Origin of the sequence: Clostridium mucosae (assembly GCF_024622765.1) — a bacterium.
In the GTDB taxonomy this organism is placed as follows: domain Bacteria; phylum Bacillota; class Clostridia; order Clostridiales; family Clostridiaceae; genus Clostridium.
On sequence record NZ_JANKAF010000012.1, the window covers coordinates 81514 to 107370 of the forward strand.

Consider the following 25857-nt stretch of genomic DNA (forward strand, 5'->3'; position numbering starts at 1 on the left):
TTTTATTTACATAAAAAGTTTTTGTAAAATAATTAACCTCTTAATATCTAGGTTGCTCATAAATGATTAAAAAATTACACCTATTAATGCATATTTATCTAACTCACTTTTTATATGAACCTCAGCATTATAATTATTTGAGTTGTCATAATCAAATTTAACTAATTGAAAACCAAAAAATCTATAGTTGATGATCTATGTTATTATTTAATCTTCAACATGGATGATAATCACTATATAGTAAAGCCTCATTAAACAAAACTGAACACATTAATTTTATATTCATTTACACACGTAATAATTCTCTAAAAAGCTTCAATATCTTATCAATATTTATCTATTTAAAACTCTAGTAAAACCCTAACTTATTTATGGCATGGTTCTCCTTACCAATTTTAAATGCGACTTTTTTATATAATTATATAGCCATATATAATTATATTAGTAAAACCTAAATTTTCTCTAATAAAATAGCACAGTGTAGCTATATTCTACTATACTGTGCCATTTTAAAGAATTATAAAAATATTTTTATTATACTAAATACTATTGCTGAAATTGTAGCTGATATTGGAAGTGTAATAAACCAAGTAATTACCATTCTCTTACCTGTATCCCAATTTACTCCTTTAACTCTATGAGCAGAACCAACGCCCATTATTGAGGATGAAATAACATGAGTTGTACTTACAGGTAGTCCAATTTTTGATGCCCCGAATATAATTATTGCTGAAGATAAGTCCGCAGCAACACCATTAACAGGCCTTATTTTCATAATTTGTGTTCCGACAGTTTTTATTATTCTCCATCCTCCAATTGAAGTTCCAAGTGCCATAGCTGCGGCGCAGGAAACTTGAACCCAAAATGGAATACTTCCTGATTTAGCTAGTCCACAACTTACTAAAGCCATTGATATTATCCCCATTGATTTCTGTGCATCATTAGTTCCATGAGCAAAAGATTGAATTGCTGCTGTAACAACTTGAATTCTTCTAAAACCTCTATTTGCCTTTGAAAGATTTAAGTTTTTAAATAAATATTTAAAAATAGTAAACACTATATATCCTACAACAAGAGCAAGTATAGGTGATATAATCAATGATTTAATTATGTTTAAGAATCCTTTTAAATTTATGCATCCAAATCCTGCTGCTACTATTGCCGCTCCTGCTATTGAACCAATAAGTGCATGAGATGAACTACTAGGTATTCCAAAGTACCAAGTAATAAGATTCCAAGCTATTGCTGAAATAAGTGCAGCAATTATAACTACTGTTAAATCAGGTATATTTGCAACATCTACTATATCCTTAGCAATTGTTTTCGCAACACCTGTAAAAAGTATTGCACCAAGAAAATTCATACACGAAGCAGTGATTATTGCACGTTTTGGACTTAATGCTTTAGTTGAAACTGCAGTTGCAATTGCATTTGCAGTATCGTGAAATCCATTAATAAAATCAAAAAGTAATGCAAGAATAACAGTCAAACCAACTAATAAATATGATGTCATTTTAAATCTCCTTATGCATTTTTCATTATTACTGTTTCAAGAACTTTTCCAACCTTTTGACACTCATCAGCAATGTTCTCAAGAATTTCGTAAATCTCTTTATATTGAATAAGCGTAAAAAGATTTTTTTCGTTTTCAAAAAGTTCCTTTATTGCATTTCTTTCAATAACATCACATTTTTTCTCATATTCTTTAATTTTAATTGTGTGTTGTCTTATTTCTGTAAGCCTTTTTTGTGAAAGTAATTCTACAGCATTATATATTTCAATTACACACTTATTTAATAAATCACTAAATTCTAACATATAACTGTCTATTTTATATATTTTATATATGTAAAATCGAGATGCACATTCTTCAAATCCATTAAGAATTTGATCTATATGAGTTGCAAGTTCTAAAGCATCCTCACGTTCAATTGGAGTAATAAAAAGGTTAATTAATTCCTTAGTTAATTCATCAAGTAATTCATCACCTTTATCCTCAAATTCTTTCATTTTTAATCTAAACACATCAAGATCTTTCTCTTCATTAATTTTATAATCATAAAAATATTTTCCTCCATCTTTTAAGTTATTAGAAATATTTAAAAGCATTAAAAATAATTTATGCATTTTCTTATTACTCATTAGTATATCTCCCTTCAAATAGATATATATATTACACCTTAAATATTTTATCACAATTTATCTTAATGTTTTGTCTTCTATTATGTTAAATTTATGTTAAACACATAATGATTTTACTTCAACTGCATAAATATATTTAATACTGTAGATATTTCCCCCTATAAAAAATAGTCTTAACTAAGTAATTTCAATAGTTAAGACTAAAAACATCATTTACTTGTGATATGGTTCTCCGTAACAGTAGAAAGTGAGGTTTTTTTATTTTTTCTTAAAAGTTTTCCAATATAACCCCACTATTATTAAAATAGAAATCATAGCACCTATACAAAGTTCTTCCCACCCATACTTCTGATATATCTTATATATAATTGGTGAAATACTAATCACCCCAATTATAGGGGCTACTATATTAATTATAAATAGATTTTTATTTAACCTACTTACATTATTCTCTTTCCTAGTATAACCAATAGCTTCTACTATTTGAATAGTATAATCATAATGATTTTGAACTTGTTCTATTAACCTATCGATTATATAAGTTCTATCAACTTTTTTTATTATTATTTTTTTATTATTTCCTAATGTTAGATTTCCATATTTATTAACAATCTTTCTGAACTCTTTAATACTATCCTTACTTGTATTACTACATATAATTTCATAGTTTATTATTTTATCTTCATCCACACTTCTTATCAAGGACTGCTTAATATTATCTCTATCCCTCATAATAACATAACCAAAGTTATCTAGTTTATAAGCTTTAATTAGATTTTCATTGAATTCTCTTCGTTTTGTTCTAATAAATTTAAGCGAATTAACAATCAATTCTTGAATTTCACTACTTAAATTTATACTCTCTACTATAACCTCATATAATACTTCAAATCCTTCATTAAACTCAATATTGCTTTCATCAAACACTGTATCTACAGCAACCTCATCATAACATTCTTTTGACGGTTTATTAGATAATTTTTCTTCTATATTAATATATTTTTCATTTAATATATTTATAGTCTTAACATATTCATCCATAGTTATATTATTCTGATTACAATTATCTTTAGAGTCTAACGTAATAAATCCATCAAAGATTTCTTTCACAGAGTTTACAAGGTAATAATCCTCTCTTAATCTTTGATGAATTATCCAAAAATCCTTAACTATATCTATTTTTTCATGATTCTCATGAATAACTTCCATTCCTCTGTCCCCTCTTTCTGCTATATTTAACCTTTCTTTAATCATATTATACATTATTAAACATAGCTCATCTATATAGCTATATTTAAATTCAATGCACTTATACCAACATTTCTTAATATAAAAGAAGAAGGAGCATCCTTTATAGATACTCCTTCTTCTTTGCTTATATAGTCTACTAACTTATCATTTATAGTTAAATTTATCGAATCAACCTCTCTTAATTCATTTATTGTTATCTTAGAAATTATCATATGTAATAACTTCTTCTTCTGCTCTCTTGACTCTTTATTATTTAACAACTTACTGAAATTGTCTAGTATACTTTTAATAAACTCATAAGATATTTCTTCACTTACATCATCAGCTAATGTAACTAATAGAGGTTCTTTTGACTCTTGTAATATTTTAGCTCTTTGATTTAGCTCATCTTTTCTAGTTAGAAATTCTTCTCTTGTTATTATGTCATCTTCGTATGCTTCAAAAATCTTTCTCTTTTTCTTATCTATGTTCTCTAGTTCTTTATCTATTCTTTCTAACTCACTCTTACTTGGGTCTACTCTCTTTATTCTTTCCTTATTTATGTTTCTTACTATTGATTTAATCATTTCATCATTAGATAAAACACTTGAAAGTTTATTAAACACATATTCATTAGCTTTCTCTACTCTTATAGTATTTGAATTGCATATACTTGTACCTTGATTTTTCCATGACCCACAACAATAATAAGCTATTCTTTTCTTAGTTCCATTAGCTAGTACATTAGTAGTTCTTGAAATAACCATACCTGCTCCACACTTAGGACATTTTAATATTCCTGTTAATGGGTAAAATCCATCATATACTCTTGAAGGTTTACCAGATTTAGATTGAAGCATTACTTGAACTTTACCCCATGTATCATTATCAATTATAGCTTTATGAATTCCTTCTGCCACTATTGGCTCTGGATTGATGTTTCTTCTACGTTTTTCACTCCAATTCTGTCTAACATTGTACCTAACCTTTCCTATGTATACTGGATTCATTAAGATATCTCTAATTGAACCTTGTGAAAAATTGTTACCTTTCTTAGTCTTACACCCTAACTTATTTAATTTATTAGTAATTGCCTTATATCCTTTTCCACTAGCATACTCATTAAATATTATCCTTACTATTTCAGCTTCCTCCTTATTTATCTCTAGCCTTGATTTTCTTCTCTTATTATTTTCAGTACCTTCCATTGGTACTAAGTCATAGCCCAGAACACGGTTACCACACCATTCTCCTGATCTAGCCTTAGCACACATGGAAACTTTTACATTTTGAGAGATTGTCCCACGCTCAAACTCCCCAATCATTGCCATCATCTGCATTTGCATTCTTCCTACATGTGTAGTAGTTTCAAATGGCTCTGAATAAGACTTAAATGTAACATTATTTTTCTCTAGTAAATCCATTATTTTAAGAACATCTGCAAGCTTACGACTGATACGGTTTAGCTTCCAACTCACTACCATATCTACTTTTCTATCTTCTACATCTTTCAATAATGCTTTTAAAGCTGGTCTGTTCTTAATATTTTTTCCACTTATACCTCTGTCAGAGTAACAATTAAAGACTTCTAATCCATTCTTGTTACACCAATCAATGAGCAATCTTTCTTGCTCATCTATACTGTACCCAGTTTCTGCCTGTTCTGTCGTACTTACACGACAGTAAATAGCTATTCTTGGAACTCTATTGATTCTTTTTATTAATTCCTGTATTGAATTATCCATTGTTACATAATTATTAATCATCTTACAACTCTCCCTCACTATTAAATTATCAAATTTATAATATATATCTATCTATTAATTTAGATATTTTCTAAAACTAAATATTACTACCTATTATTATGTATTTCTCCAATTAATATTAAGAGTAAACTTTAAAGTTAGTCTCTTAATATTAATTGAATGTATTACTTTTATTTTAATCTTCCATAAAAGACATATGGAAATCAAACTCTATCTTAAAACTTTCACTAATAAATCTATCTAGCTTTTCACATAAGAAACTTACATAGTGTTCTATATATTCATATATAGATACTAAAGAACTAAAGAATATTGTTTCTCCAGTAAATATATTAAATTTTACTTCGTTGCTATTTATAGTAAAATTACTTACTCCAAAATGTAAGTCATTTTCTAGCTTATCAATATCTATATCATTAGATATCTCATTAACTGGAATAGTTAAAGTTATAGTATCACATCCCAATTGATTTCCCTTTTCCCACAATCCTCCATTTTCTACATCTAAATTCATATTAATTGATACATTTTCTTTCATTATTTTATTTATATTTATCATTTTTATCTCTCCTCCAGTTATAACTCTCTAAATATAGGTACTCTAGATGTTAACTAAAGTACCTATATAACCTCTAAAAGTTCATTAAGTCCTCTTCACTTGTAATTTCCTGCTGTGGAATAACTTCATTTGCTTTACTTCTTATATACTCCATGCTCATTTCTTTATTTTTCTCCATTTCTGAATACTTCTTTTCCTTTAACTTATTATCATAAGCTATGATAATCTCTCCTTCCTCAACATTATAGATATTAGTAACATTGATATATTCACCAGAATCCTTAACTTCATTTTCTAATTCTATTACTACTTCCTTACCTATTATTTCATTTTCATCAAATGCATCACATTCATTGAATATATTAAAGCCTTCTGCTTTAATAGCCTTAATTAATTTATAAAATAAATATGTATTCCATGGTGCTATAAGCATATATTGTTTTACTTCTGTTCCATCCTCAAGCTCAAATGTTATGTATCCTTGTTTAAATACATTTCTTTTTATAGCCTTTCTACCATTTGATTGATAGCCTACTATTCTGCATTTCTTACATCCTACTTCTATTTCTGTAATTCTTCCATCTCTCTTTATAGTTGCCATGTTTATCTCTCCCTCTAATCTTATTGATTTTCAACTTTATTTATTGATGATATTCTTTCATCCAACTTATAAACCATTCACTGTTCATTATCTCTTCTTGCTCTTTTAGTGTTACATCTTCTTCTCTTATACTTGCTGAATATTCTAATGCTAATCTCTCTAACTGACTATTAATGCTCACTATGTACTCCCCCTAAAATTATTTTAGTTTCACTAAGCATTGAACTTATTCGGATCAATGCTTAGTAGATTATTTAGTCTTCTTCTAACTCCTCTAGCTTTGAAGCTAGTATGTACAATCTTATCGTTTCTGTTATTGCATCAATTATGTCTTCTGTTGTTAATTCATTCATACTTATACCTCTCATTTAAACTATAGTTACTATTGCTACTACATGATTTTCATATCTAACGTACTTAACTTCTGAAAATGTAATTGAAGTTCTCGTACTAAAATCTAAGTCATATTTATCTACTATCTCTTTAACTACTCCTGCTGAATAGATAACTCCTTTTGTTTTTGAGTAATTAACCTTTAAATAATTCTCATTGTTAGGTAATTGTTCTCCTATAGCAATTTTTTGATCTGCGAATGAAATTACTACTCTTTTAGGATTACTTAGCTTATCCATCATCTCCTTTGCAAACATTAGCCTATTTACTGTTTCAGATTTTACTATTGATAGTATTCCAGAATCAGTTGTTCTCCAAGTACTTTGCTTTGCTTCTGATGCTTGGAATTCCTCTAATCCATTGTATTCTAATTCTACTTTCGGTTCTCTTGGCTTCCATATCTCTTCCTTTTTTACCGCCTTTTCTGTTCTCTCTTTCCCATCCACATCATTCTCCTGATTTTCTCTTGTCATTGCTTTTCCCATTACTGATGGTGCTTGTCTTCTTTTTACTACTGCCATTGTTTTTATCTCCTTTTCTTTCCCTTATTTTTTCTTCCTCATTACCTTACTTGTCTTACTGGACTTTATTATGTATCTTTCTAGGATTCATTTTATGTATCTTTTCCATTGATTTATCTTAGTTGGACGTATGGACGCATATTTATCACCTCCTTTCTCTATCTAATTTCTTTTATTTAGAAAATCTCTTTTTTTTGAGATTTTCTAAATTTACTTAGTCCTTACACCCTATTTATTGATTTATCTTACTTAAATCCATTCCAACTTAATCCTAACTTAGCCACCTAACTGTCCTGCTATCCTAGAGTCATCTAAAGAAACTCTAAAATCTCCAATTATTCTTACCCCTGTATGGTATCTAAAAGCATTTGACTTTCCACTTCTACAGTTATAGCCTAATGATTTAGCGTGCTCTTCGAACTTCTTCCAGAACTTCTGAACACTTATTTTAGCTTGTCCTTCCATTCCATTTGCTCTAGCCCATTCCCTGTAAGTGTTATAAATAATTTTATTATTCTCCTTATAAGTACTTTCACATTTAATAACACATTGCTCAAAGAATAATATCATTGGATTTAATTCCTTCTCATACTGTTTAAGTAAATCATTAGAACTTTTACACTCTGAGAATTTATAGTTATTTTCTTTAAGTCTTTTCAGTCCTTCTAATGCCCATAGGAATATAGCATCTAATTCACTTCTAAGCTTGTCCTTTAAATACATATCTCTATCTTCTTCCTTTACTGTATTAGTAAAATGAAGCATACATAACCTTCTCATAAGTGCATATCCCCCATCATTTGTGTGAGGTAGATTATTAGTTGTGAACACTAATTTAACTGTAGGTTTAAAGTTAAATACAGGTTGATGCTTTTGTTCAGCATTTATATTATCTTCACCTACGATAGCCTTTAGGTATTGGGTATTAAAACTCCTACCATTGAATTCGTTTTCATTGCTGATGTTAGCTAGCTTCCCATATATACATACTCTTGAAAATGGTCTATGTAACTCATTCATTGCTATACTAGATATATTATCTTCACCTATTAACTCGCTAATGATGTCAATGAAGACCCCTTTTCCATTTTTGCCCAGGCCATATAGTATTAGTGCTTTTTGTGCTCTTGTTTCTGCTGTAAGTAAATATCCAGCCCATTCCTGTGCTAGATTTATTGCTTCCTCATCACCTAAAAAGCATTGACCTAAAAACTTCTTAAAATTAGGGCAATCTATATCTCTTTTTAGAGTTATCGGTAATTGAATACTACTATAGAATTCAGGCCTATGTTCAACTAATGTGAATGTCTCTAAATCAAACATTCCATTTAAAAGATTTATATATCTCTTATTAGCATTTAAGTCTCCACCGTAATAAACTATTCTCTTAAGAGCTTGTATATATTCATTTTCAATTTTCAAAGACCAGATATCATCAAAGTATGTATGTAACTTATTTCTTAACTTTTGGAATAAGTACATATCATCCAGCTTCTTCCACACTCCATCTTTATATACATAGAAATAATCTTTATTGTTGATTATCTTTAAGTTATCTGCTATGTATGAAGCAAACTTATTTGGACTAAAGCCTTTTACTTTTTCTGATTTAGGAGATATCTCTATCCCCATGTTTTCAATTTCTTTTAATTGTTCTTTTGAAAACATTTCTTCCCTCCTTACTTGTTAATCAAGTAAGGTAATGAACTTCTTATGTTGTTTACATGTTTAATATTATTACATTTTCCTTTTATTTAAACGGACAAAAAATTTTTAAAATTTGTCCGTAAAAAAAAAGAATGAAGTAAAAACTTCATTCTAAATCAATCCCTTATCTATTTTTTCTTGTATTATCTTTATCATATCATCTACAGTTGGCAATCCTATAACCTCTGCAACACAATCAATCCCTAATTTATCAATATCAGTAATATCAATTTCCTTATCTCTTAATTGAGGATATTTATCAATTTTCATATTAATTCTCTCTTTTAAAAAATTATAATTTTCTAAATCTCTATTAATACTCATATCAATATCATCTAATATGTTAATTACTTTTCTATAATAATTAAATCTCTCTTTCCTGTTATCAAACTCCATTATTCCCGAAATTATATTATGTATATTATCACTTATAGTATTTATTAACTCCTCTTCTTCCTGGTTAGGAATTATATTATCTATGATATCTGATAACATCTTTTTCTCTATATCATCATCATCTCTTTTGTCAATTATATCCTTTAATTTATTAATTATTAAATCATATTCTTCTATTTCTACTTTCTTACCTTTACATATTCTTTTATTTATATCATTAAGTTTATCATCATTAATCAAATTTCCAAGCAATTCTGCAAACTCATTAAAGTTGTTGCTATTTAACTCTAAATTTTTAGGTATATCCGATACTTTTTTAATACTATTTATTAATCGTGTTACTTCTTTTCTTTTAGCATCAAAGTGTAAATGTTCACTATCTAATCCTGTTATTTCTCTTGTTAAATCATATACTTGTCCTTTTTTCTTAGATTTAGGAGCTTTCTTTATTGCTGCATTTCCTTCTTTTTTCTTTACCATTTATGATCTCTCCTTTAATTAAAATATTTATTCTATATATTACTAAATATTTTAATTAAATTCTATCAAAAAAAAGAGGTTTCCCTCTTTTTTTATATTAATTCTTCTCCTGTAGCTGTTCTCATCTTTCCTCTAAAGATATTTACAGCATCTACTATTGACCATATGTTATTTACTAAAACTGCTGGTGAAAATATAAATAATGCAACTAAAAATATAGCTAACTGAATGAACCCTTGCTCCTTATAACCTAAATAAAACTTATGTATTCCTATTGCTCCTAATATTATTGCTAATATTCCTGCTACTATCTTAGAATTTCCTATTGGCTTTCCTGTAGAATTAACACTTTTTAAACTATCATTAATATTTATTTTTGAACTTCTTAATCTTACACCACAGCTTAAACATACATCAGCGTCTTTATTTTTAACCTCTTGTCCACAATCAGGACAGTAATTATCTCCTTTCCCTTTATTAGTTCCACACTTTACACATATTACTGCCTTTGGATTATTTAATTCTTCTCCACATTGTCTACAATACATTCTTTCATTCCTCCATTTTAATTATTCTTTTTTGTAATTCCATTCTTGTTTATTACCTTCTGTAACCAATTACATGTGTATCCTAATTTTCTTGATATCTGCTTTAAGTTCTTTCCATCATAATTCTTATTTAAATAATCAATTATATATTTATCTGAATATAATCTCATTGGAAATGTTATTTGTTGCCCCTTATAATTTTCATATACTTTTAGGGTTATATCATGTCCTAGAACTTCAACCATATCTTTATAGATACCTCTGTAATTTTCACTCTTTTTACTCATTTTTTCTTGCTCAATCAACTCCTTTTCTTTCACATTAAATATTACCTCCTTTAAAAAGTTTTCATAAGATTGAAAAGATAAGTGATTTTACAAGGAAAAATCACTTATCTAATATAAAAAGAGTTAATGCTTCTTTTATTAGAAACATTAACTCTTTTTCATATTTATAATATATATTTGATTGTATAATTTAAAACGGTCAGTTTATTACTTTCTTGTTGATTTTATATTGAATGCTATTATTTATTCTCATCTCCTGAAATCTTTGTTTTATGATGTACTATTGTTGCTTTTTTATGTATTTCTCTTTATTGGTACATCATATTTTTTATCTCTGTCTATTGTTATGATTTTATTATCTATTGTAATTTATTAGACTTTCTTAATTCTATTTATGTCAATTGGTATAGTTATTATATCTTCTTCATCAACTTCTTTTGTTATTATATTTTCTTAATTCTATTAGTATTAATTGATATAATTATTATATCTTCTTTATTATTCAGTAACTTTAATTGTTATAATCTTTTATTTATTACTTGTTATTATTGAAATTTATTAATCATTTATTTTTATTTATAATTATTCTTAATTATTTTATTATTGTATTTACTTATTCTTATTATATTTACCTCTTATTATTTATTTTATTTTTTATTGAAATAGATTTTTATTAATCTATTTCAATTATTATTTTTATTATAAGGCTTTAGCCCCCCTATCCCCCCGTTACTCTTTCCGAGTTCCAACTCCTTAGTTCCTATTCACTAGTTCCAAGTTTCATTATTTTTATGTTTTATCATTTCAATTCTTTTTATTTTTTAGTGAATTTATATTTTCACTGTACATATTATTTGTTATGACTTATCCTTGATTTCAAGTGGAATTATTGAGCTTAGGATTTCCTGTACCTTCAACATCTCATAGTATTTCATGCCTTGTTATCCTAGGTTATATGGTTATGAATTTATTATTTACTGATTTTCTTTATTGCTTACAATCTTATTTAGAAAACATTCAATTTACCCTCTCTTCGCAGTTTTTTATTCCTATGGCTACATTTCTTCACATTTTCTAAAATCTCTGTTTTCTGATGTGTTATCGTTGCTTTTTAGATGTACTTAGATTATTTGTAGTTACAATTTTTCTATTTACCCTACGTTCAAGATAAATTACATCTTTACTTGGCTTCTTCTATTATTTCTACTCAATCTTATTTATTCTGAAAATATCGTCACTATCGTTACATCGGTACTACTATTACAACGATATTTTCTAGTAGTTTATTATTGTTATAAAAAAAATTATCTGCTTATTATAATATCATCACAATTAATTTACTATTCTTATTAATTGTGATGATACCTTATTTCATATTACTTCTTACTTGTTGATTCTATTGAAGTAGCTACAACTGTTAGTATTGTCCCAACTACTTTTATTACTGTTATAATATCCATAACTTTCTCCTCCTATCTCTTATACGTGTATATGTATGAGTAACTATCTTTTACAGGTATTAACTTTATTACATACTTACCTTCTTCAAGTTCTATGTATACTAGAGTTTCTTTATCATAACCTGTACCATTACATAGCTCTACAACTTTATTGAATTCTTCTATCAATGTGAATTGAAGGTAGTTAAGTTCTTGTTGTAATTTTTTTAGGTCTATTAACTTCCTATTATTCATTTCAATTATTAACTCCCTAGGATTCCATTGGTTAGATAGCCTTCCATCATAGAAGTCGAACCTCATTACTCCAAGAAGTTCTTTGCTATCATATTTAAAATACTTTTCTTTACTTAGCTTATTTATCATTTACTTGAACCTCCTTCAATTAGTATTCTGATGGAAAAAGCATTGTAGAATATTCTCTACTATCTATTACATAAACTTTAATCTCATCATCTATATGAATATCTTCTAGCTCTATTTCATATATGAATGAGTATTCAGGAACTTCTTGACTCTGACTTATTACAATCTTCTTTCCTTCTTTTCTTATATTGAAAACCTGTAAGTAATCCTGTTCAACTTTTCCTTCATCCTTCAATTTATCAATCATGCTCCACATTATAAGTTGTAATCTTATATCTACCTCCTCATTTACGCCTCTAGTTACACATCTATTGTCTTTCTTGAACATATCTCTTTATCTCCTTATCATTACTAATTTTTATAGTCATCTTTCCACCTCTTATTACCCCTACACATAGAATTCTCTTCATTCCCTTTTACCTCCCTACAATATATAAAGCCTTAATCACTATACTTGTAGCAATTAAGACTTTTAAATTTTATTTATTTCTTGTTTTAACATTTCAATGAATCCTTCTGAAAATACTTTTCTACTTATTGATTCTTTTATTAACTCTATTAGTTCTAGTTCTGTTACATCAAGACTTCTTGGAATATATCTATTATCTGATTTTATAGTATCTTTATATAAGCTGAATCTTATCTCTTCTGTTTTCTTAGCTTTTACATATATTCTTTCAATACAATATGTATATTCACTATCATTCAAACTAGCTTGTAATAATAAGTCACAATATTTAGTTGATTTAATTACCTTCTTTTTCATATTAATCACTTCCCTTTTTATATATAATTTACTATAATATTTATACTAATATTTCAATTAATGGAGGGCTTTTAATGGAGAAAACTTTTATAGATGCTACTGAAATGACAGACTTTATTTTCGAAAAATGTACTGCTTCTGGATATGAAGTCTCAAAAGAAATTATAGACCTTGTTTTAGACTTAGAAATGCAATTTTTAGAATCTAAAGGTTTAGTTACATATACAGAAGAATAAGAGGTTTTAACTAGCCTCTTTATTCTTCGTTATTATAATAGAAACTTAGAAAGTTCTTCTGTAGTTACTACTGTAATTGCATAATCACTTGAAAGCAAAAATAGTAAAGAAGTCCAATTAACTCCATTCACAACCTCAATTACATCAGTATATTCTGGCACTAAACCTTGTAACTTATCTTGTTTCAGCACTTCGATATCTACGATATTTTCTACTATGACTACATATCCACCTAGGTCAGATTCTATATCTCTATTAGCTCCATAGTTTTCACTTAGTATATCTATTGTTACTTTTATACTTTCAATTACTTCTATGGGCATATTATTCACTTCCAGTAATTGATTTTCTTTATAAATTTTTTTCATTATATTTTCCTCCTTATAAACATAAAAACCCTTACCCGTATATAAAAATACAAGTAAGAGCTTTTACTAAATTAAGCTTTTATAAAATTCTATTGTTGGCTTATCATTATTTATTAATAGATTTAACTTTTCATATGTTAAGTCATAGAAGTTATTATCTTTAGCATATTTAATTGCTTCCTCATAAGATAATTCAAAAATATTATCTGTTATACTATAGTAAAAATCATCATTCATTACACCAAAGAAATACTTAACTGCATCTTCATAAGCCATTCTTGGTATATCTTCTAAATCACAATTCTCATCTGTATAACAACCATTTCTATCATTCCATTGAAGAAATTCAATTATTTTAATTCTATTATTATCCATAATAGTATATACCTCCTATACCTAATATCAATATTATAATATATATTTACTATTCTTTTAAAATACATAAAACTTCTAGTATTATTATTTTTAATATATAATCTCATATCACAACCCGATAATTATCATTTTAGGGTTTGTTTAACTATATTTTTTATAAATTTAATTTCATTTACCTTACAATATTAATAATTAATCATTTTAATATATCAATTAATGTTTTTTTAATATTTTTTTAAATTTATATATTGATTATTTCGGGTTTCGTGTTTATTATAGATATATAAAGTTAATATTTACAAATAATACAAAAGGAGTGTTAATTATGATATATTTCTATAACAACAACAAAATTAATATCAATAATATAAGTTATACAATTCAAGCTTTTGCACAAGCAAATATCGTAGATTCATTTGTAGACCCAGCAAATAAAATTGGTTCTGGTAGTGGAGAAGCCCGTTTATATGTTTCATCTCAAAGTATGACACCTATATTCACCTTTAATCCAAATATCCCCCAAATAATCAAAGGTCGTAAATCTTATGTTGCTTGTGAACATAAATGTTTTTTGTCAAAAGATAATCTTATTAAATATATGGAAGATGCCGAAATTGATTATTTTTCTCCAAATCGCAATTATCGCCAAAATATTGCTAACTTATATGATTATAGATTAAATACTATTTATAATCTAACTCAAGATGAAATTTTCTTTCAAATTTATAATCAAAATGGAGATTTTGACTCTTCAAGATTCTATATAGGCTCTATAGATTACGCTTGGTCTCTTATAAGAGAGTTATCTCTCCCTAAACTAACTTATGTAAATATATATAAGCTTGTTAATGATATTAATCCGTCTGACATAATGTATTATTTTGAATTAAATCATATTAGTAATACCTCTAATCATTTAAACTATAGCAAACAAACTTCTAATTTATTAACCGAAACTATAATAAAAAATGATACTACTATAACTAATACAGAAAAGGAAACTATAATAAACGCTAGGCTTGGACAAGGTAAATTTAGAAGTAATGTTTTATCAATTATGCCACAATGCCCTTTCACATTAATCTCTGAACCATTTTTACTTAGAGCAAGTCATATAAAGCCTTGGGCAAATTGTTTAACAAACTATGAAAGATTAGATGGTTTTAATGGCTTAACATTATCACCAACATATGATATTCTATTTGATAGAGGATTAATTTCTTTCTCAAATAACGGAGAATTACTATTATCTAAATTTCTTCCATCAACAATAAAAGAAGCTTTAAATCTTACTCCCGGACGTAAATATGATTTAGCTAACTTTAATGGTGAAAAAAATATTTATTTAGATTATCATAGAAATTATGTTTTAAAAAAATAATAAAAAAAAATAGCTTGTTATAGCAAGCTATCTCATATTAATAAAAATAGACCTTTTATTGTAATTATATTTATTGCTGAGTTTAAAATTAAACTCAGCTTTTATCTTTATAATGTTCCCGTTATAAAATACTAGGATATGCTTTTATTATTTCAGTCATTATTGCTATTAATACATCTACAACAATAGAATTGCCAGCTTGTTGATATGCTTGAGTATCTGATACAACTATTTTAAAACTATCACAAAATCCCATTAGTCTTAAACATTCTCTAGGCGTCAACTTTCTTATTCGTCCATCCGTAGTTACGTAATTATCAACTCCAGCCCTATGCATTTTATGCATTGTTGTCAATAATGGCCTAGCTATATCTAAATCTATTTCAGGCTTAGAATAGAAATTTTTAGTACCACTAGCTAATACATATTTTCTTACTTTTTCTGATAAAAAATACTTTTCTAAATCCTGCATAGTTCTTTCTTTATCCATATTCTCTTCTTCAAACACAAAATCTCCATGCCAATTAAATTGTTGATTTTTCTTTTGACACAACTGAATTTCCCCATCAATTTGAGTCCATTTCTTTTGCAAATTTTTATTATCTGTAACAAAGGCTACACCTTTTTTATTTAAATAATATTTGCCTGATACATTATCTAAAAGGTAATCTTTCATAGTCTTTTCAAGAGTTTTTTTCATTGGTTCTTCAAACTCTCTTTCTAGTATTATATCATTTCTAAATCCAACAACAAATATCCTTTCTCTATTTTGAGCTACACCAAAATCCTTACTATTAAGAACCATTAATCTCCAATTATAACCTAATTCATCAAAAACTTGACTCATTGTATTCCAAGTATTCCCATTATCATTGTTTAATACAGCTTTTACATTTTCATAAATGAATACTTTAGGTTGAATTTCTTTCACTAATCTTGCATACTCATAAAATAAAGTTCCCCTAGTATCTCCTAAACCTCTTTGTTTTCCTACCATAGAAAAAGACTGACAGGGGCTTCCACCAACAAATAAATCTACCTTCTTTCTATACTGATATCCATCAATAAACGAAACATTCCAATGAAAATTAGCATCATCTATATTATAATTAGCAAAATAACTTTGTTTAACAAAATTTGATTTTTCTTTTCCCTTATATAAATTATCTACATACTTTTTCTTATCTGAATAGTCTTTAATTTTTCTAAGCTCACTATGTATATGTAATGTTTCTATTTTTTCATCTAACATTCCTAATTGTGCTACAATCTCTTTTAACTCTTTTAAAATAGTTTTAGTATTAATATTATTTCTAAAAGTTATTTCTTTTACTAATTCCAAATTCTCTTTTTCTATTTTGCTTATAATCAACGCTTTATCAAGATTGTTAATATGATTTTTATCATCGTACTTATTAATTATAATTTCTATATCTCTTTTAACCTTTTCATTATTTATTTTATCTACAATAGATAAAATATCAAAATTATAATGTCTATTTTCATCTTGTATTAAATTAATTCTTTCACTAATTCTACTTAAGTGACTTTCTAAATCAGTTAAATACTCATAATCACTATCAACTTTTATATCTATATCTTCTATTATTATTTTTAATCTATCTAATTCATTTGTTATATCTATAAAATTAATATCTATTTTCTTTTTAAATATATCTACATCACCATTATCTGATGCAAAAACTATTTCATGCTCTATTCCCATCCTCTTAAGTGCATGTTCTATAGCACCTATTCCACTAAAAACAGTTGCAAGTCTTAACATAGCTACACCGCCTTATCATTTTTGTACAACTTATTCATTATATCATAATTATGATTTATCTAGTAAGTACTTATTTATATCCAATTATATAGAACCTATGTTCTGTTGTAAAGTATCTGCTTGATCCTACTTTATAATTATATAAATATTTAGCCATATCTATTTTGTGATATGGCTAAATATTTATTCCAATTTTAGTAAAAACCTCATTTACTTATGGTACGGTTCATTCTTCATTATCCTAAATGCTCTATAAATTTGCTCTAATAGCATAACTCTAAATAATTGATGAGGAAAAGTCATCTTAGAAAAACAAAGCTTATAGTTAGCTCTTTTTATAACTCTTTGTGATATCCCTAAGCTTCCACCTATTATAAAAGCAATATTAGAATTGCCCATAACGCCACAGTTTTCTATGTAGTTTGCAAATTGCTCTGAAGTTAAATTTTCTCCTTTTAAATCCATTGCAATTACAAACATATTATCTTTTATTTTAGATAGTATAAGTTCTCCCTCTTTATCTTTTATTTGTAACTCTTCCTTTTCAGATGCATTATCTGGAGTTTTTTCGTCTGGAAGCTCTATAATATCTAATTTACAATATCTGCTTAACCTCTTTGAGTATTCATCAATAGCTTGCTTTAGGTATTTTTCCTTTAATTTACCTACTGAAATTATTGTTATATTCATACTATTTTCTCCTCATATGTGTTTATTTTATTATTTTGAATCTATATAGGTATCTATTTCTATAATATCATCTGCATCAGTAAAATTTTCTACATCTATAATTGTTGTATCTTTATCTACAGGTGGTCTCTTCTTTAAATAAATTCTTAGAACATCTGCATTATAAACAGCTTGAATTTTATTTGCTTCAACATTTGGCACATAATAGCTCTTTTCTAGATTAGATCCTTCTTGAAAGATTGCAACCATTGAATTTCCATTATTGAAAACTTGATTTCTCTTAATCTTTATTCTTATGTGGTCATCTTCATAATCTATATCTATATCTTTCTTATCTAGTCCAACTAATTTTCCTTCTATTAAGTACCTATCACCATAATCAATAAAATCTAAATCTAGCTCATCATCCTCTATGCTCTCTAAAACAGAATTTACAACATCACTATTTAAAACTGTATCAACTATGTTATTTATTAAATCCTCATTTGTGATTAATGTTGTGAAAACTTGATTGAATACACTATTAAACGTTCCTCCCAAAATACCAATCATATCACTTCCGTTACTAAAACTAGTATATCCATAACCATTATTATAATTATTATTTATATTATTATTTCCACTACTTGTACTTCCATTAAACATGCCACCCATCATGTTATTAATTAAAAAAGGGAACATATTAAACATATATATCTCCTACCTTATAAATTCTTATAATATAATTTTATTTAATACAAGAATTTTTGACACAAAAATTAAGAAATGATGTGTTTTAAAACTAAATTTTAAATATACACTTTCACTTCTTAACTTCCAATTTCATTATAATTAATTGTTCCCTAATTTTATAAATTGCTGACCTCTAATATCCTATGTTTTCATTCATAAATATTACATGCATTCTGTCCTTATTGCTTTGACTTGCTATAACAGCAAACTCTCTACATATCTTTTCATTACTTTTACAATCCATGCAATATCCAACCTTAGCACATGGAGTCTTTTTATTTAATCTCTTTGCATTAGATGGCGCACTTATTTCCCTATTTCTTTTAACAGCTTCATCAATATCTTTAACAATCTTATTTACACCAACTAAAAGAATAACTTTATCAGGCCCAAATAACATTGCTGCAACTCTATTTCCATTGCCATCAACATTATATAACTTTCCATCTTCAGTTACTGCATTACTACTTGCAAAGTATGCATCTGCTAAAAAGCTTTCTTTGAATATTCTAGTAATTTCTTCTGAAGTTAGTCCCTCTTTATATCTATCTAGAAACTCATATCTTCCGCTTCTTAAATGATCTATAACTCCATACTCAAAAAGAGACATAGATCCTCCACAAGACACTACTGCTCCATCTTTAACAATCTCAGTTATCTTTTTTATTAATTCATCCTTTGTATTTACTAAATATCCGTTTATATTATTATTATTTAATGCTTCTATAGTTCTATTTATCTTTTGCTCATTAACCCATTTTAAATTATTGTCCATATATAACTCCCCCAAATATTTATAATATAGATTAAATATTAATAGTTTAAATATTAATAGTTTAAATATCCTTTATAACTATTATAAACTTATTAAATAGATATTTAAATATACCTATTTGCAGCAAAAAAAGACCTATTTAAATATAGGCCTCTTTTATTTTAAACTATTTTCCACAGCACTTTTTATATTTCTTTCCACTTCCACATGTGCACGGATCATTTCTTCCTATTTTATTTTCATTTCTTACCATAACAGATTCTCTATATTTCTTTTGAATTTCTTTTCTCTTTTCTGGTGAGAATATTCCTTCCCATTGAGGTAAAGAGTATAGATATTCTGCTTTTGCATCTAACATATTGTAATATAATTTCTCTAAATCTACATCTAATGTTATTTCATCTGTAGCTGTTAAAGCTTCTAAATCAAGGCCATTCTTTAAACTATCGTTTATTCCGTCAACGAATCCCATAATAAATTCTGGAGTTGTATTATGCTTATTAGCTAAATCATTAATTGTAAAAGTATAATTTTCCTTGTGCTTTGCTAATATATCTTTGTATATAGCCTTTTCAATTTCCATATACTCATTCCAAAAAGCTTGTTCTCCCTTTGTCTTAACATACTCAACTACCATATCTGTCCATTGTTTATATAAACTCATAAGTTCCTTCTCCTTTTTAATGGTTTTATATTAATTTATTATTTTTACTCATTCGCTTTAATTATGTACTCTGCATTTTCACTACAATAACTACATTTTCCATCTTTAACCTTTTCCATAATAGGAAAAGTTTCCTCATAGTTAATTAAATCATCCATTGCATCATCAATGTGAACCTTACATGCATATATTTCCTTACTATTCATAATAATTCATCTTCTTCCTTATAACTAAACTTCTATTAGATTACTTGGGCTATGTCTATTAGCCATAGTTAAGTCAATATCCTCTTTAGGTATTATACCATGCTCCTTCAATACAGAACTAACTGTTTCTAGAGCTAAATCTGGATGATTATTAGTTCCACTTAAATGTCCTAATATCAATTTTTTGTTTGGCTTATATCTAATTAAGTCTACTATTGCCTTACCACAATCCTCATTAGATAAATGCCCAACCTCACTTAGTATTCTTCTTTTTAAACTATAAGGATACGGTCCAAACTTTAGCATATTTACATCATGATTACTCTCTAATAATATGACTTCTGAATCCTTTATATTATCTCGTATTTCTTCTGTATATATTCCAAAGTCTGTAGTAACACTAACTTTTTTACCATTATGGTGCATAGTATATCCAACTGGAGCAACTGCATCATGAGGTATGTTAAATGATATTATATCTAAATCATTTATAGACAGTGTTGACCTTCTATCCATTATTCTTATATTATGCTCTTTTATTTTTCCTATATTTCCTTCCATAGCCATCCATGTATCTGCATTGCTATATATAGGAATATCGTATTTGCGAGATAATACCCCTATTCCCTTTATGTGATCAGAGTGTTCATGGGTTACAAATATTCCATCTATCTCGCTTGGATTTTCTCCAATACTCCTTAAGGCATCATCTATCTTCTTTCCTGGTAAACCCGCATCTATTAATATCTTTGCATGTTCTGAAGCAACAAATATACTGTTGCCGCTGCTCCCACTGTATAATGAGCAAAACTTCATTTTACTATCCCCCATGCAGATATTATTCCGCTACTCTCATTATGTCTGCGCCTAATGCAGTAAACTTATTTTCAATATGCGGATATCCTCTATCTATATGTTCTATTTCTAATATTTCAGTTACTCCTTCTGCAACTAAACCTGCTATTACCATAGCTGCTCCAGCTCTTAAGTCAGTAGCTATAACTTTAGCTCCTACTAGCTTTTCACAACCCTCTATTATAGCTGTTCTTTCTTCTACTTTTATAGTAGCTCCCATTTTCTTAAGCTCATCTATATGCTTATGTCTACTTTCCCATATACTTTCAGCTATTAAACTTTTACCAGGTACTATACTTAATAAAGCTGACATTGGTTGTTGAACATCTGTTGGGAATCCTGGATATGGAGCAGTCTTTACATTAACTCCTTTTAGATCTCCTTCAACATATACTCTAACACTATCATCCCCTTCTTCAACCATAGCTCCCATTTCTATAAGCTTTGCTGCAATTGATTCTAAGTGCTTTGGTATAACATTCTTTATAGTTACATCCCCCTTAGTTGCTGCTGCTGCTATCATAAATGTACCAGCTTCTATTTGATCTGGTATAACGCTATAATTGCATCCTGTTAACTTTTCTACACCTCTTATTCTAATTACATCCGTTCCAGCACCTTTTATATCTGCTCCCATAGAGTTTAAGAAGTTAGCAACATCTACTACATGAGGTTCTTTTGCAACATTTTCAAGTACAGTTGTCCCGTCTGCTAAAGTTGCTGCTATCATAACATTTATAGTTGCTCCAACTGTAACAACATCGAAAAATATATTTGCTCCGTGAAGATGCTCTGCTTCAACGATAACTGCTCCATGCTCTATGGTAACATTTGCTCCTAATGCTTCAAATCCCTTTATATGTTGATCTATAGGTCTAACCCCTATAGGACATCCTCCTGGAAGTTCAACTCTTGCCCTCTTAAATCTTGATAATAAAGCCCCAATAAAGTAATATGACGCTCTCATTCTTCTTACATCATCAGTGCAAGCTTCTACACTTCTCACATCAGTAGCATCTATCTCTAAAGTATTATTATCTATCTTATTTACTGAACAACCAAGGCTGGTTAATATTCTTTCTAAACAATGTACATCTTCTATATCAGGCACGTTATCAATTATGCACTTTCCTTCGCTAGCCATTATAGCTGCTGGTAATATTGCTACAGCCGAATTTTTAGCACCATTTATATCAACTGATCCTTTTAAGACTTTGCCTCCATTTATAACTAATTTTTCCATCCATTTCACCCTTATCATAATTTATATATATATTAATCTTTCCTATTATTTCAACTATTATCCATTGTTAAATTTCATTCTTAATTTACATTCTTAAAAAACTTACAATACTCATTATAACATAAAAATAATTTTAGGAAATAGAGTTTTTTATTCCAATTACCATTTTCCCTAACCTTTATAATATTTGAACTTTTCTTTATATTATCTTTTTTAATTTATTTTAATATGTTATAATTTATAACAAAGTTTGTATTCATTTAAAATACATAAAATAAAATGAAAATATAAACTAATTTGATATGAGAGGCTAAAGCTATGAAATATTATTTAGTGGCATTATTTGATGAAGAATCTTATAAAAACTTGAATCCTATACAAAGAAATCTATCTAAAAAATTTAGAGCTAATAGGAATTCTCCAACACCTTACATTCCATTAGAGATAATAGAAAATCCTAATATAGATAAATTGGATGTTGTTGTAGACAAAATAGTTAAACCCTACAAAAATTTCAAGGTTCAACTCTCTACTGAAGTATCAGTTTCAGAGGCAAGCAAAACTTTAAATATGAAGATAGAAGATGTAGGATATATAAAGAGACTTACAAGATTAATGAGTGATACATTAAAATTACATGGATTTAATATACAGAATTTCAATAGCGAACCATCGATGCATATATCTTTAGCTAATCTTAATTACCTTCCAAAGGATATGAAAAAATTTGATGGTGGAGTTAATTTTAAATCTAATTGTGAAACTCTTAAAGTTGATAGAATAGAGCTATGGAAATTCTCTGCTAACAAAAGAGAAACATTAATAAAAAGTTATCCTTTAAAAAAGAACCTTTATTTATGATTATTAAATATCAGAAAGTGTTTAATTATTTTAAACACTTTTTTTATTTTCTTAATATATAAAAAATTTATTTTTTTGTATTCGTTTACCACACTTTTCATTTGTAAAATATTTTTGTAAAATATATTATAGTAAATCCTTAAAAGCAGGAGGATATTTATGAATATTGTATCTTTTTTTGAATCGCAAAAAGAAAAAAATAAAAAAATCATTATTGATAATAACTTAAGCGAATATAAAATTTGGGCTAGAAAACACCTAGAATTACATACAAAATTAAGCTATCTAGCAGATGAAACTAAATGTTATAAGTATTGGATATCAGAAGATGAACCAATGAATAAATCAATATTATTTGAGAAATATTTAGATTGTTTTGCTCATATAATTAATCTTGGTATAGATAGACATTACGATCATATCGAAGAAGTCCTTATTAAACCAAATGATTATTGTTTGAGCGATCAATTTTTAAATCTATTTATAGATTTAAATGACTTAATAATATCACCTTCTGAAGATCATTATATAACACTTGTTGAAGATTTTATCAGCTTAGGAATTACTTTAGGTTATTCAGAATCTAAAATTAAAGAATCATTTATTTAGTATATAATTAAAAACCTTCTATAAATAATAGAAGGTTTTTTTAATATTTCTCTTCTTTAAGTGGCATACTATTCCTGAGGTGATTTAATATGCTAGCAATCATATATGCAATAATATCAGGGATATCTATGACACTACAAGGCGTATTCAATACTAAATTAGAAGAAAAAGTTGGCACTTGGGAAACAAACGTTATAGTTCAAGGCACTGCATTAGTTTTAACCTTAATTATAGTGATGTTCTTTGGAAAAGGTAGCTTTAAAGAAATAAAAGAAGTAAACAAACTCTATTTACTTGGTGGTGTCCTTGGAGTCATAATTACTTTTACTGTTATGAGGAGCATTGGCGCTATGGGTGCTACATGTGGGATTGGCATAATCCTAGTTGCTCAATTAGCTTCTGCAGGGCTTATAGATGCATTCGGATTATTCGGAGCTGAAAAAATATCATTCCATATTAAAGAGTTTATTGGAATATCTATAATGATATTAGGAATAGTTATATTTAAATGGAGAGGTTAGCACTTCTCCTTTTTTTATATAATAAATTATAATATTAACAAAATTGAAACTTTTAATATACTATATAATGTAATTAATTTTAGGAGTATATTATGTTTTCTTCTAATAAAAAGTTAGATACAAATTTAAAGAGTTGTATGTTATCAAAGCCCTATAATAATTATAGGATACTTATTAAATATAAAAGATTTCAGGATAGTATCATAAAGAAAATCGCATCTTATAAAGGGGAAGTTATGAGCAATATAAAACATTGCAAGATAATATCCGCTAGATTAAATTCCAGAGGTATTCAAAGATTATTAGAATATCCTGAGGTTGAATATATTTGCTTTGATGAATATCTATTTTTATGTGGCATGAGTGTTAGCACTGCTAATAAAGTAAGAATATCTAGTAAAACTAAAAGTAAGGGACAAGGAATAGGTGTTGCAATCATAGATACTGGAGTTTATCCTCATCCTGATTTAGTTACTCCATATAATAGAATATCTATGTTTGTTGATTTAATAAATGGGCTTAAATATCCGTATGATGATAATGGTCACGGTACTTGTACTGCTGGAATAATTGCAGGAAATGGTGAAAAATCAAATGGTATGTATCGTGGAGTTGCTCCTGGATGTAATATATATTGCTACAAAGCATTTGATAAGAGTGGTAAAGGATATATATCTGATATACTTTATTCAATGGAAATGGTTTCCGAAGAGTCTGAAAAACATAATATTAAGCTGTTATGTTTACCATTTGAGCTTCTACATTATAATATATTTCTACAAAAGTGTTTTGATATAATGGTTTCATTAGTAAATAGTAAAAACATAACTTGTATAGTTCCAAGTGGAAGCAATAAAAATTTAGATGGATCAATTACAGGAATTGCTTTATGTCCTGATTGCATAACAGTCTCAGGATATGATTCTACATCAAAGGTTAAGCCTTATACTTATTCATCTATAGGATCACTAAAAAAAGATTCAAAACCTAATTTATGTGCAGCATGTGTTGATATAGTTTCTTTAAACTCTAATACTAATTATATTTCCGAAAAAGATGGTATTAAACTTTATCCATCAAAACTTGATAGTTCATATAAAACATTTAGTGGTACCTCTCTAGCTGCTGCTTATGTAACTGGTATTTGTGCTTTAATTTATGAGAATAATGAAGATTTAACTCCAAAAGATATAATTTCACTTTTAAAAGTCTCTTGTGAACAACTTGATATGCCAAAGAATTGCCAAGGCGATGGAAAAATAAATATAAACTCTATATTAAAATGAAAGGTACTAATTTAAGCACCTTTCATTTTATAATTTTTTATATTAACTAG

At 27.4% G+C, this 25857-nt stretch carries 31 protein-coding genes; 6 read left to right on the forward strand and 25 right to left on the reverse strand.

Features of this window, described 5'->3' with window-relative positions:
* Positions 1 to 517: 517 nt before the first annotated feature.
* The 15 genes from NSA50_RS13465 to NSA50_RS13535 all read right to left on the reverse strand — a co-directional run bounded on the left by NSA50_RS13465 (position 518) and on the right by NSA50_RS13535 (position 13219).
* On the reverse strand, positions 518 to 1513 hold the full coding sequence (locus NSA50_RS13465) for an inorganic phosphate transporter (protein ID WP_195266019.1): 996 nt from the start codon (positions 1511 to 1513) through the stop codon (positions 518 to 520).
* 11 nt (positions 1514 to 1524) lie between these two features.
* Positions 1525 to 2142 (reverse strand): DUF47 domain-containing protein, encoded by a 618-nt coding sequence (locus NSA50_RS13470; RefSeq protein WP_195266017.1) that lies wholly within the window; start codon positions 2140 to 2142, stop codon positions 1525 to 1527.
* A gap of 258 nt (positions 2143 to 2400) precedes the next feature.
* The gene (locus tag NSA50_RS13475; RefSeq protein WP_257445795.1) at positions 2401 to 3396 is read right to left on the reverse strand and encodes a hypothetical protein; all 996 of its coding nucleotides are present in this window, start codon (positions 3394 to 3396) and stop codon (positions 2401 to 2403) included.
* A gap of 26 nt (positions 3397 to 3422) precedes the next feature.
* Positions 3423 to 5117, reverse strand: a complete 1695-nt coding sequence (locus tag NSA50_RS13480) for a recombinase family protein (protein WP_257445833.1) — start codon at positions 5115 to 5117, stop codon at positions 3423 to 3425.
* Between the two features lie 196 nt (positions 5118 to 5313).
* The gene (locus NSA50_RS13485) at positions 5314 to 5697 is read right to left on the reverse strand and encodes a hypothetical protein (protein ID WP_099314351.1); all 384 of its coding nucleotides are present in this window, start codon (positions 5695 to 5697) and stop codon (positions 5314 to 5316) included.
* A gap of 73 nt (positions 5698 to 5770) precedes the next feature.
* A complete protein-coding gene (locus tag NSA50_RS13490) occupies positions 5771 to 6298 on the reverse strand; it encodes a hypothetical protein (protein WP_055277843.1) in 528 nt (175 codons plus the stop codon).
* Positions 6299 to 6338: 40 nt separating this feature from the next.
* Positions 6339 to 6479: a hypothetical protein gene (locus NSA50_RS13495; RefSeq protein ID WP_156327490.1), complete on the reverse strand. Its 141-nt coding sequence runs from the start codon at positions 6477 to 6479 to the stop codon at positions 6339 to 6341.
* A gap of 187 nt (positions 6480 to 6666) precedes the next feature.
* Positions 6667 to 7212, reverse strand: a complete 546-nt coding sequence (locus tag NSA50_RS13500; protein ID WP_257445801.1) for a hypothetical protein — start codon at positions 7210 to 7212, stop codon at positions 6667 to 6669.
* 276 nt (positions 7213 to 7488) lie between these two features.
* Positions 7489 to 8880, reverse strand: a complete 1392-nt coding sequence (locus NSA50_RS13505; RefSeq protein ID WP_257445803.1) for a DNA primase family protein — start codon at positions 8878 to 8880, stop codon at positions 7489 to 7491.
* 150 nt (positions 8881 to 9030) lie between these two features.
* Complete coding sequence (locus tag NSA50_RS13510; protein WP_099328553.1) at positions 9031 to 9795, reverse strand: hypothetical protein; 765 nt, start codon at positions 9793 to 9795, stop codon at positions 9031 to 9033.
* A gap of 92 nt (positions 9796 to 9887) precedes the next feature.
* The gene (locus NSA50_RS13515) at positions 9888 to 10343 is read right to left on the reverse strand and encodes a TM2 domain-containing protein (RefSeq protein ID WP_257445807.1); all 456 of its coding nucleotides are present in this window, start codon (positions 10341 to 10343) and stop codon (positions 9888 to 9890) included.
* A 17-nt stretch (positions 10344 to 10360) separates the two neighbouring features.
* On the reverse strand, positions 10361 to 10663 hold the full coding sequence (locus tag NSA50_RS13520; protein ID WP_257445809.1) for a Mor transcription activator family protein: 303 nt from the start codon (positions 10661 to 10663) through the stop codon (positions 10361 to 10363).
* 1439 nt (positions 10664 to 12102) lie between these two features.
* A complete protein-coding gene (locus tag NSA50_RS13525) occupies positions 12103 to 12453 on the reverse strand; it encodes a hypothetical protein (RefSeq protein ID WP_257445811.1) in 351 nt (116 codons plus the stop codon).
* 19 nt (positions 12454 to 12472) lie between these two features.
* Positions 12473 to 12781, reverse strand: a complete 309-nt coding sequence (locus NSA50_RS13530) for a DUF960 domain-containing protein (protein ID WP_257445813.1) — start codon at positions 12779 to 12781, stop codon at positions 12473 to 12475.
* 144 nt (positions 12782 to 12925) lie between these two features.
* Positions 12926 to 13219: a hypothetical protein gene (locus tag NSA50_RS13535; protein ID WP_257445815.1), complete on the reverse strand. Its 294-nt coding sequence runs from the start codon at positions 13217 to 13219 to the stop codon at positions 12926 to 12928.
* Between the two features lie 74 nt (positions 13220 to 13293).
* Between NSA50_RS13535 and NSA50_RS13540 the strand changes: the two genes are divergently transcribed.
* Positions 13294 to 13455, forward strand: coding sequence for a hypothetical protein (locus NSA50_RS13540; protein WP_186838387.1), 162 nt, complete (start codon positions 13294 to 13296; stop codon positions 13453 to 13455).
* 32 nt (positions 13456 to 13487) lie between these two features.
* Here NSA50_RS13540 and NSA50_RS13545 read toward each other — a convergent pair whose 3' ends face one another.
* Complete coding sequence (locus NSA50_RS13545; protein WP_257429894.1) at positions 13488 to 13823, reverse strand: hypothetical protein; 336 nt, start codon at positions 13821 to 13823, stop codon at positions 13488 to 13490.
* A 66-nt stretch (positions 13824 to 13889) separates the two neighbouring features.
* Positions 13890 to 14198, reverse strand: coding sequence for a hypothetical protein (locus tag NSA50_RS13550; protein WP_257429897.1), 309 nt, complete (start codon positions 14196 to 14198; stop codon positions 13890 to 13892).
* A 325-nt stretch (positions 14199 to 14523) separates the two neighbouring features.
* On the opposite strand from NSA50_RS13550, the gene NSA50_RS13555 reads away from it, so the two are divergent.
* Positions 14524 to 15579 (forward strand): HNH endonuclease, encoded by a 1056-nt coding sequence (locus tag NSA50_RS13555; protein WP_257445820.1) that lies wholly within the window; start codon positions 14524 to 14526, stop codon positions 15577 to 15579.
* Between the two features lie 121 nt (positions 15580 to 15700).
* Here NSA50_RS13555 and dcm read toward each other — a convergent pair whose 3' ends face one another.
* From dcm to NSA50_RS13595, 8 genes are all read right to left on the reverse strand, one after another.
* Positions 15701 to 17365, reverse strand: coding sequence for a DNA (cytosine-5-)-methyltransferase (gene dcm, locus NSA50_RS13560; RefSeq protein ID WP_306813943.1), 1665 nt, complete (start codon positions 17363 to 17365; stop codon positions 15701 to 15703).
* A 210-nt stretch (positions 17366 to 17575) separates the two neighbouring features.
* A complete protein-coding gene (gene rlmH / locus NSA50_RS13565) occupies positions 17576 to 18055 on the reverse strand; it encodes a 23S rRNA (pseudouridine(1915)-N(3))-methyltransferase RlmH (protein WP_195266015.1) in 480 nt (159 codons plus the stop codon).
* A 30-nt stretch (positions 18056 to 18085) separates the two neighbouring features.
* A complete protein-coding gene (locus tag NSA50_RS13570; protein ID WP_195266013.1) occupies positions 18086 to 18745 on the reverse strand; it encodes an Hsp20 family protein in 660 nt (219 codons plus the stop codon).
* Positions 18746 to 18920: 175 nt separating this feature from the next.
* Positions 18921 to 19562 (reverse strand): lactate utilization protein, encoded by a 642-nt coding sequence (locus NSA50_RS13575; protein ID WP_257445823.1) that lies wholly within the window; start codon positions 19560 to 19562, stop codon positions 18921 to 18923.
* A 166-nt stretch (positions 19563 to 19728) separates the two neighbouring features.
* Positions 19729 to 20226: an SEC-C metal-binding domain-containing protein gene (locus NSA50_RS13580; RefSeq protein ID WP_195266009.1), complete on the reverse strand. Its 498-nt coding sequence runs from the start codon at positions 20224 to 20226 to the stop codon at positions 19729 to 19731.
* 44 nt (positions 20227 to 20270) lie between these two features.
* Entirely contained in the window at positions 20271 to 20432 is a 162-nt protein-coding gene (locus NSA50_RS13585) for a CxxH/CxxC protein (RefSeq protein ID WP_195266007.1), read from the reverse strand.
* A gap of 24 nt (positions 20433 to 20456) precedes the next feature.
* Positions 20457 to 21248: an MBL fold metallo-hydrolase gene (locus NSA50_RS13590; RefSeq protein WP_195266005.1), complete on the reverse strand. Its 792-nt coding sequence runs from the start codon at positions 21246 to 21248 to the stop codon at positions 20457 to 20459.
* 22 nt (positions 21249 to 21270) lie between these two features.
* Entirely contained in the window at positions 21271 to 22530 is a 1260-nt protein-coding gene (locus tag NSA50_RS13595; RefSeq protein ID WP_195266003.1) for a UDP-N-acetylglucosamine 1-carboxyvinyltransferase, read from the reverse strand.
* A gap of 318 nt (positions 22531 to 22848) precedes the next feature.
* On the opposite strand from NSA50_RS13595, the gene NSA50_RS13600 reads away from it, so the two are divergent.
* The 4 genes from NSA50_RS13600 (at position 22849) to NSA50_RS13615 (ending at position 25807) form a co-directional block, all read left to right on the forward strand.
* Positions 22849 to 23391, forward strand: a complete 543-nt coding sequence (locus NSA50_RS13600) for a hypothetical protein (protein ID WP_195265994.1) — start codon at positions 22849 to 22851, stop codon at positions 23389 to 23391.
* Between the two features lie 159 nt (positions 23392 to 23550).
* Entirely contained in the window at positions 23551 to 24000 is a 450-nt protein-coding gene (locus NSA50_RS13605) for a dUTP diphosphatase (RefSeq protein ID WP_195265992.1), read from the forward strand.
* 89 nt (positions 24001 to 24089) lie between these two features.
* Complete coding sequence (locus NSA50_RS13610) at positions 24090 to 24521, forward strand: DMT family transporter (RefSeq protein ID WP_195265990.1); 432 nt, start codon at positions 24090 to 24092, stop codon at positions 24519 to 24521.
* Positions 24522 to 24613: 92 nt separating this feature from the next.
* Positions 24614 to 25807 (forward strand): S8 family serine peptidase, encoded by a 1194-nt coding sequence (locus NSA50_RS13615; RefSeq protein WP_195265988.1) that lies wholly within the window; start codon positions 24614 to 24616, stop codon positions 25805 to 25807.
* Positions 25808 to 25857 lie beyond the last annotated feature (50 nt).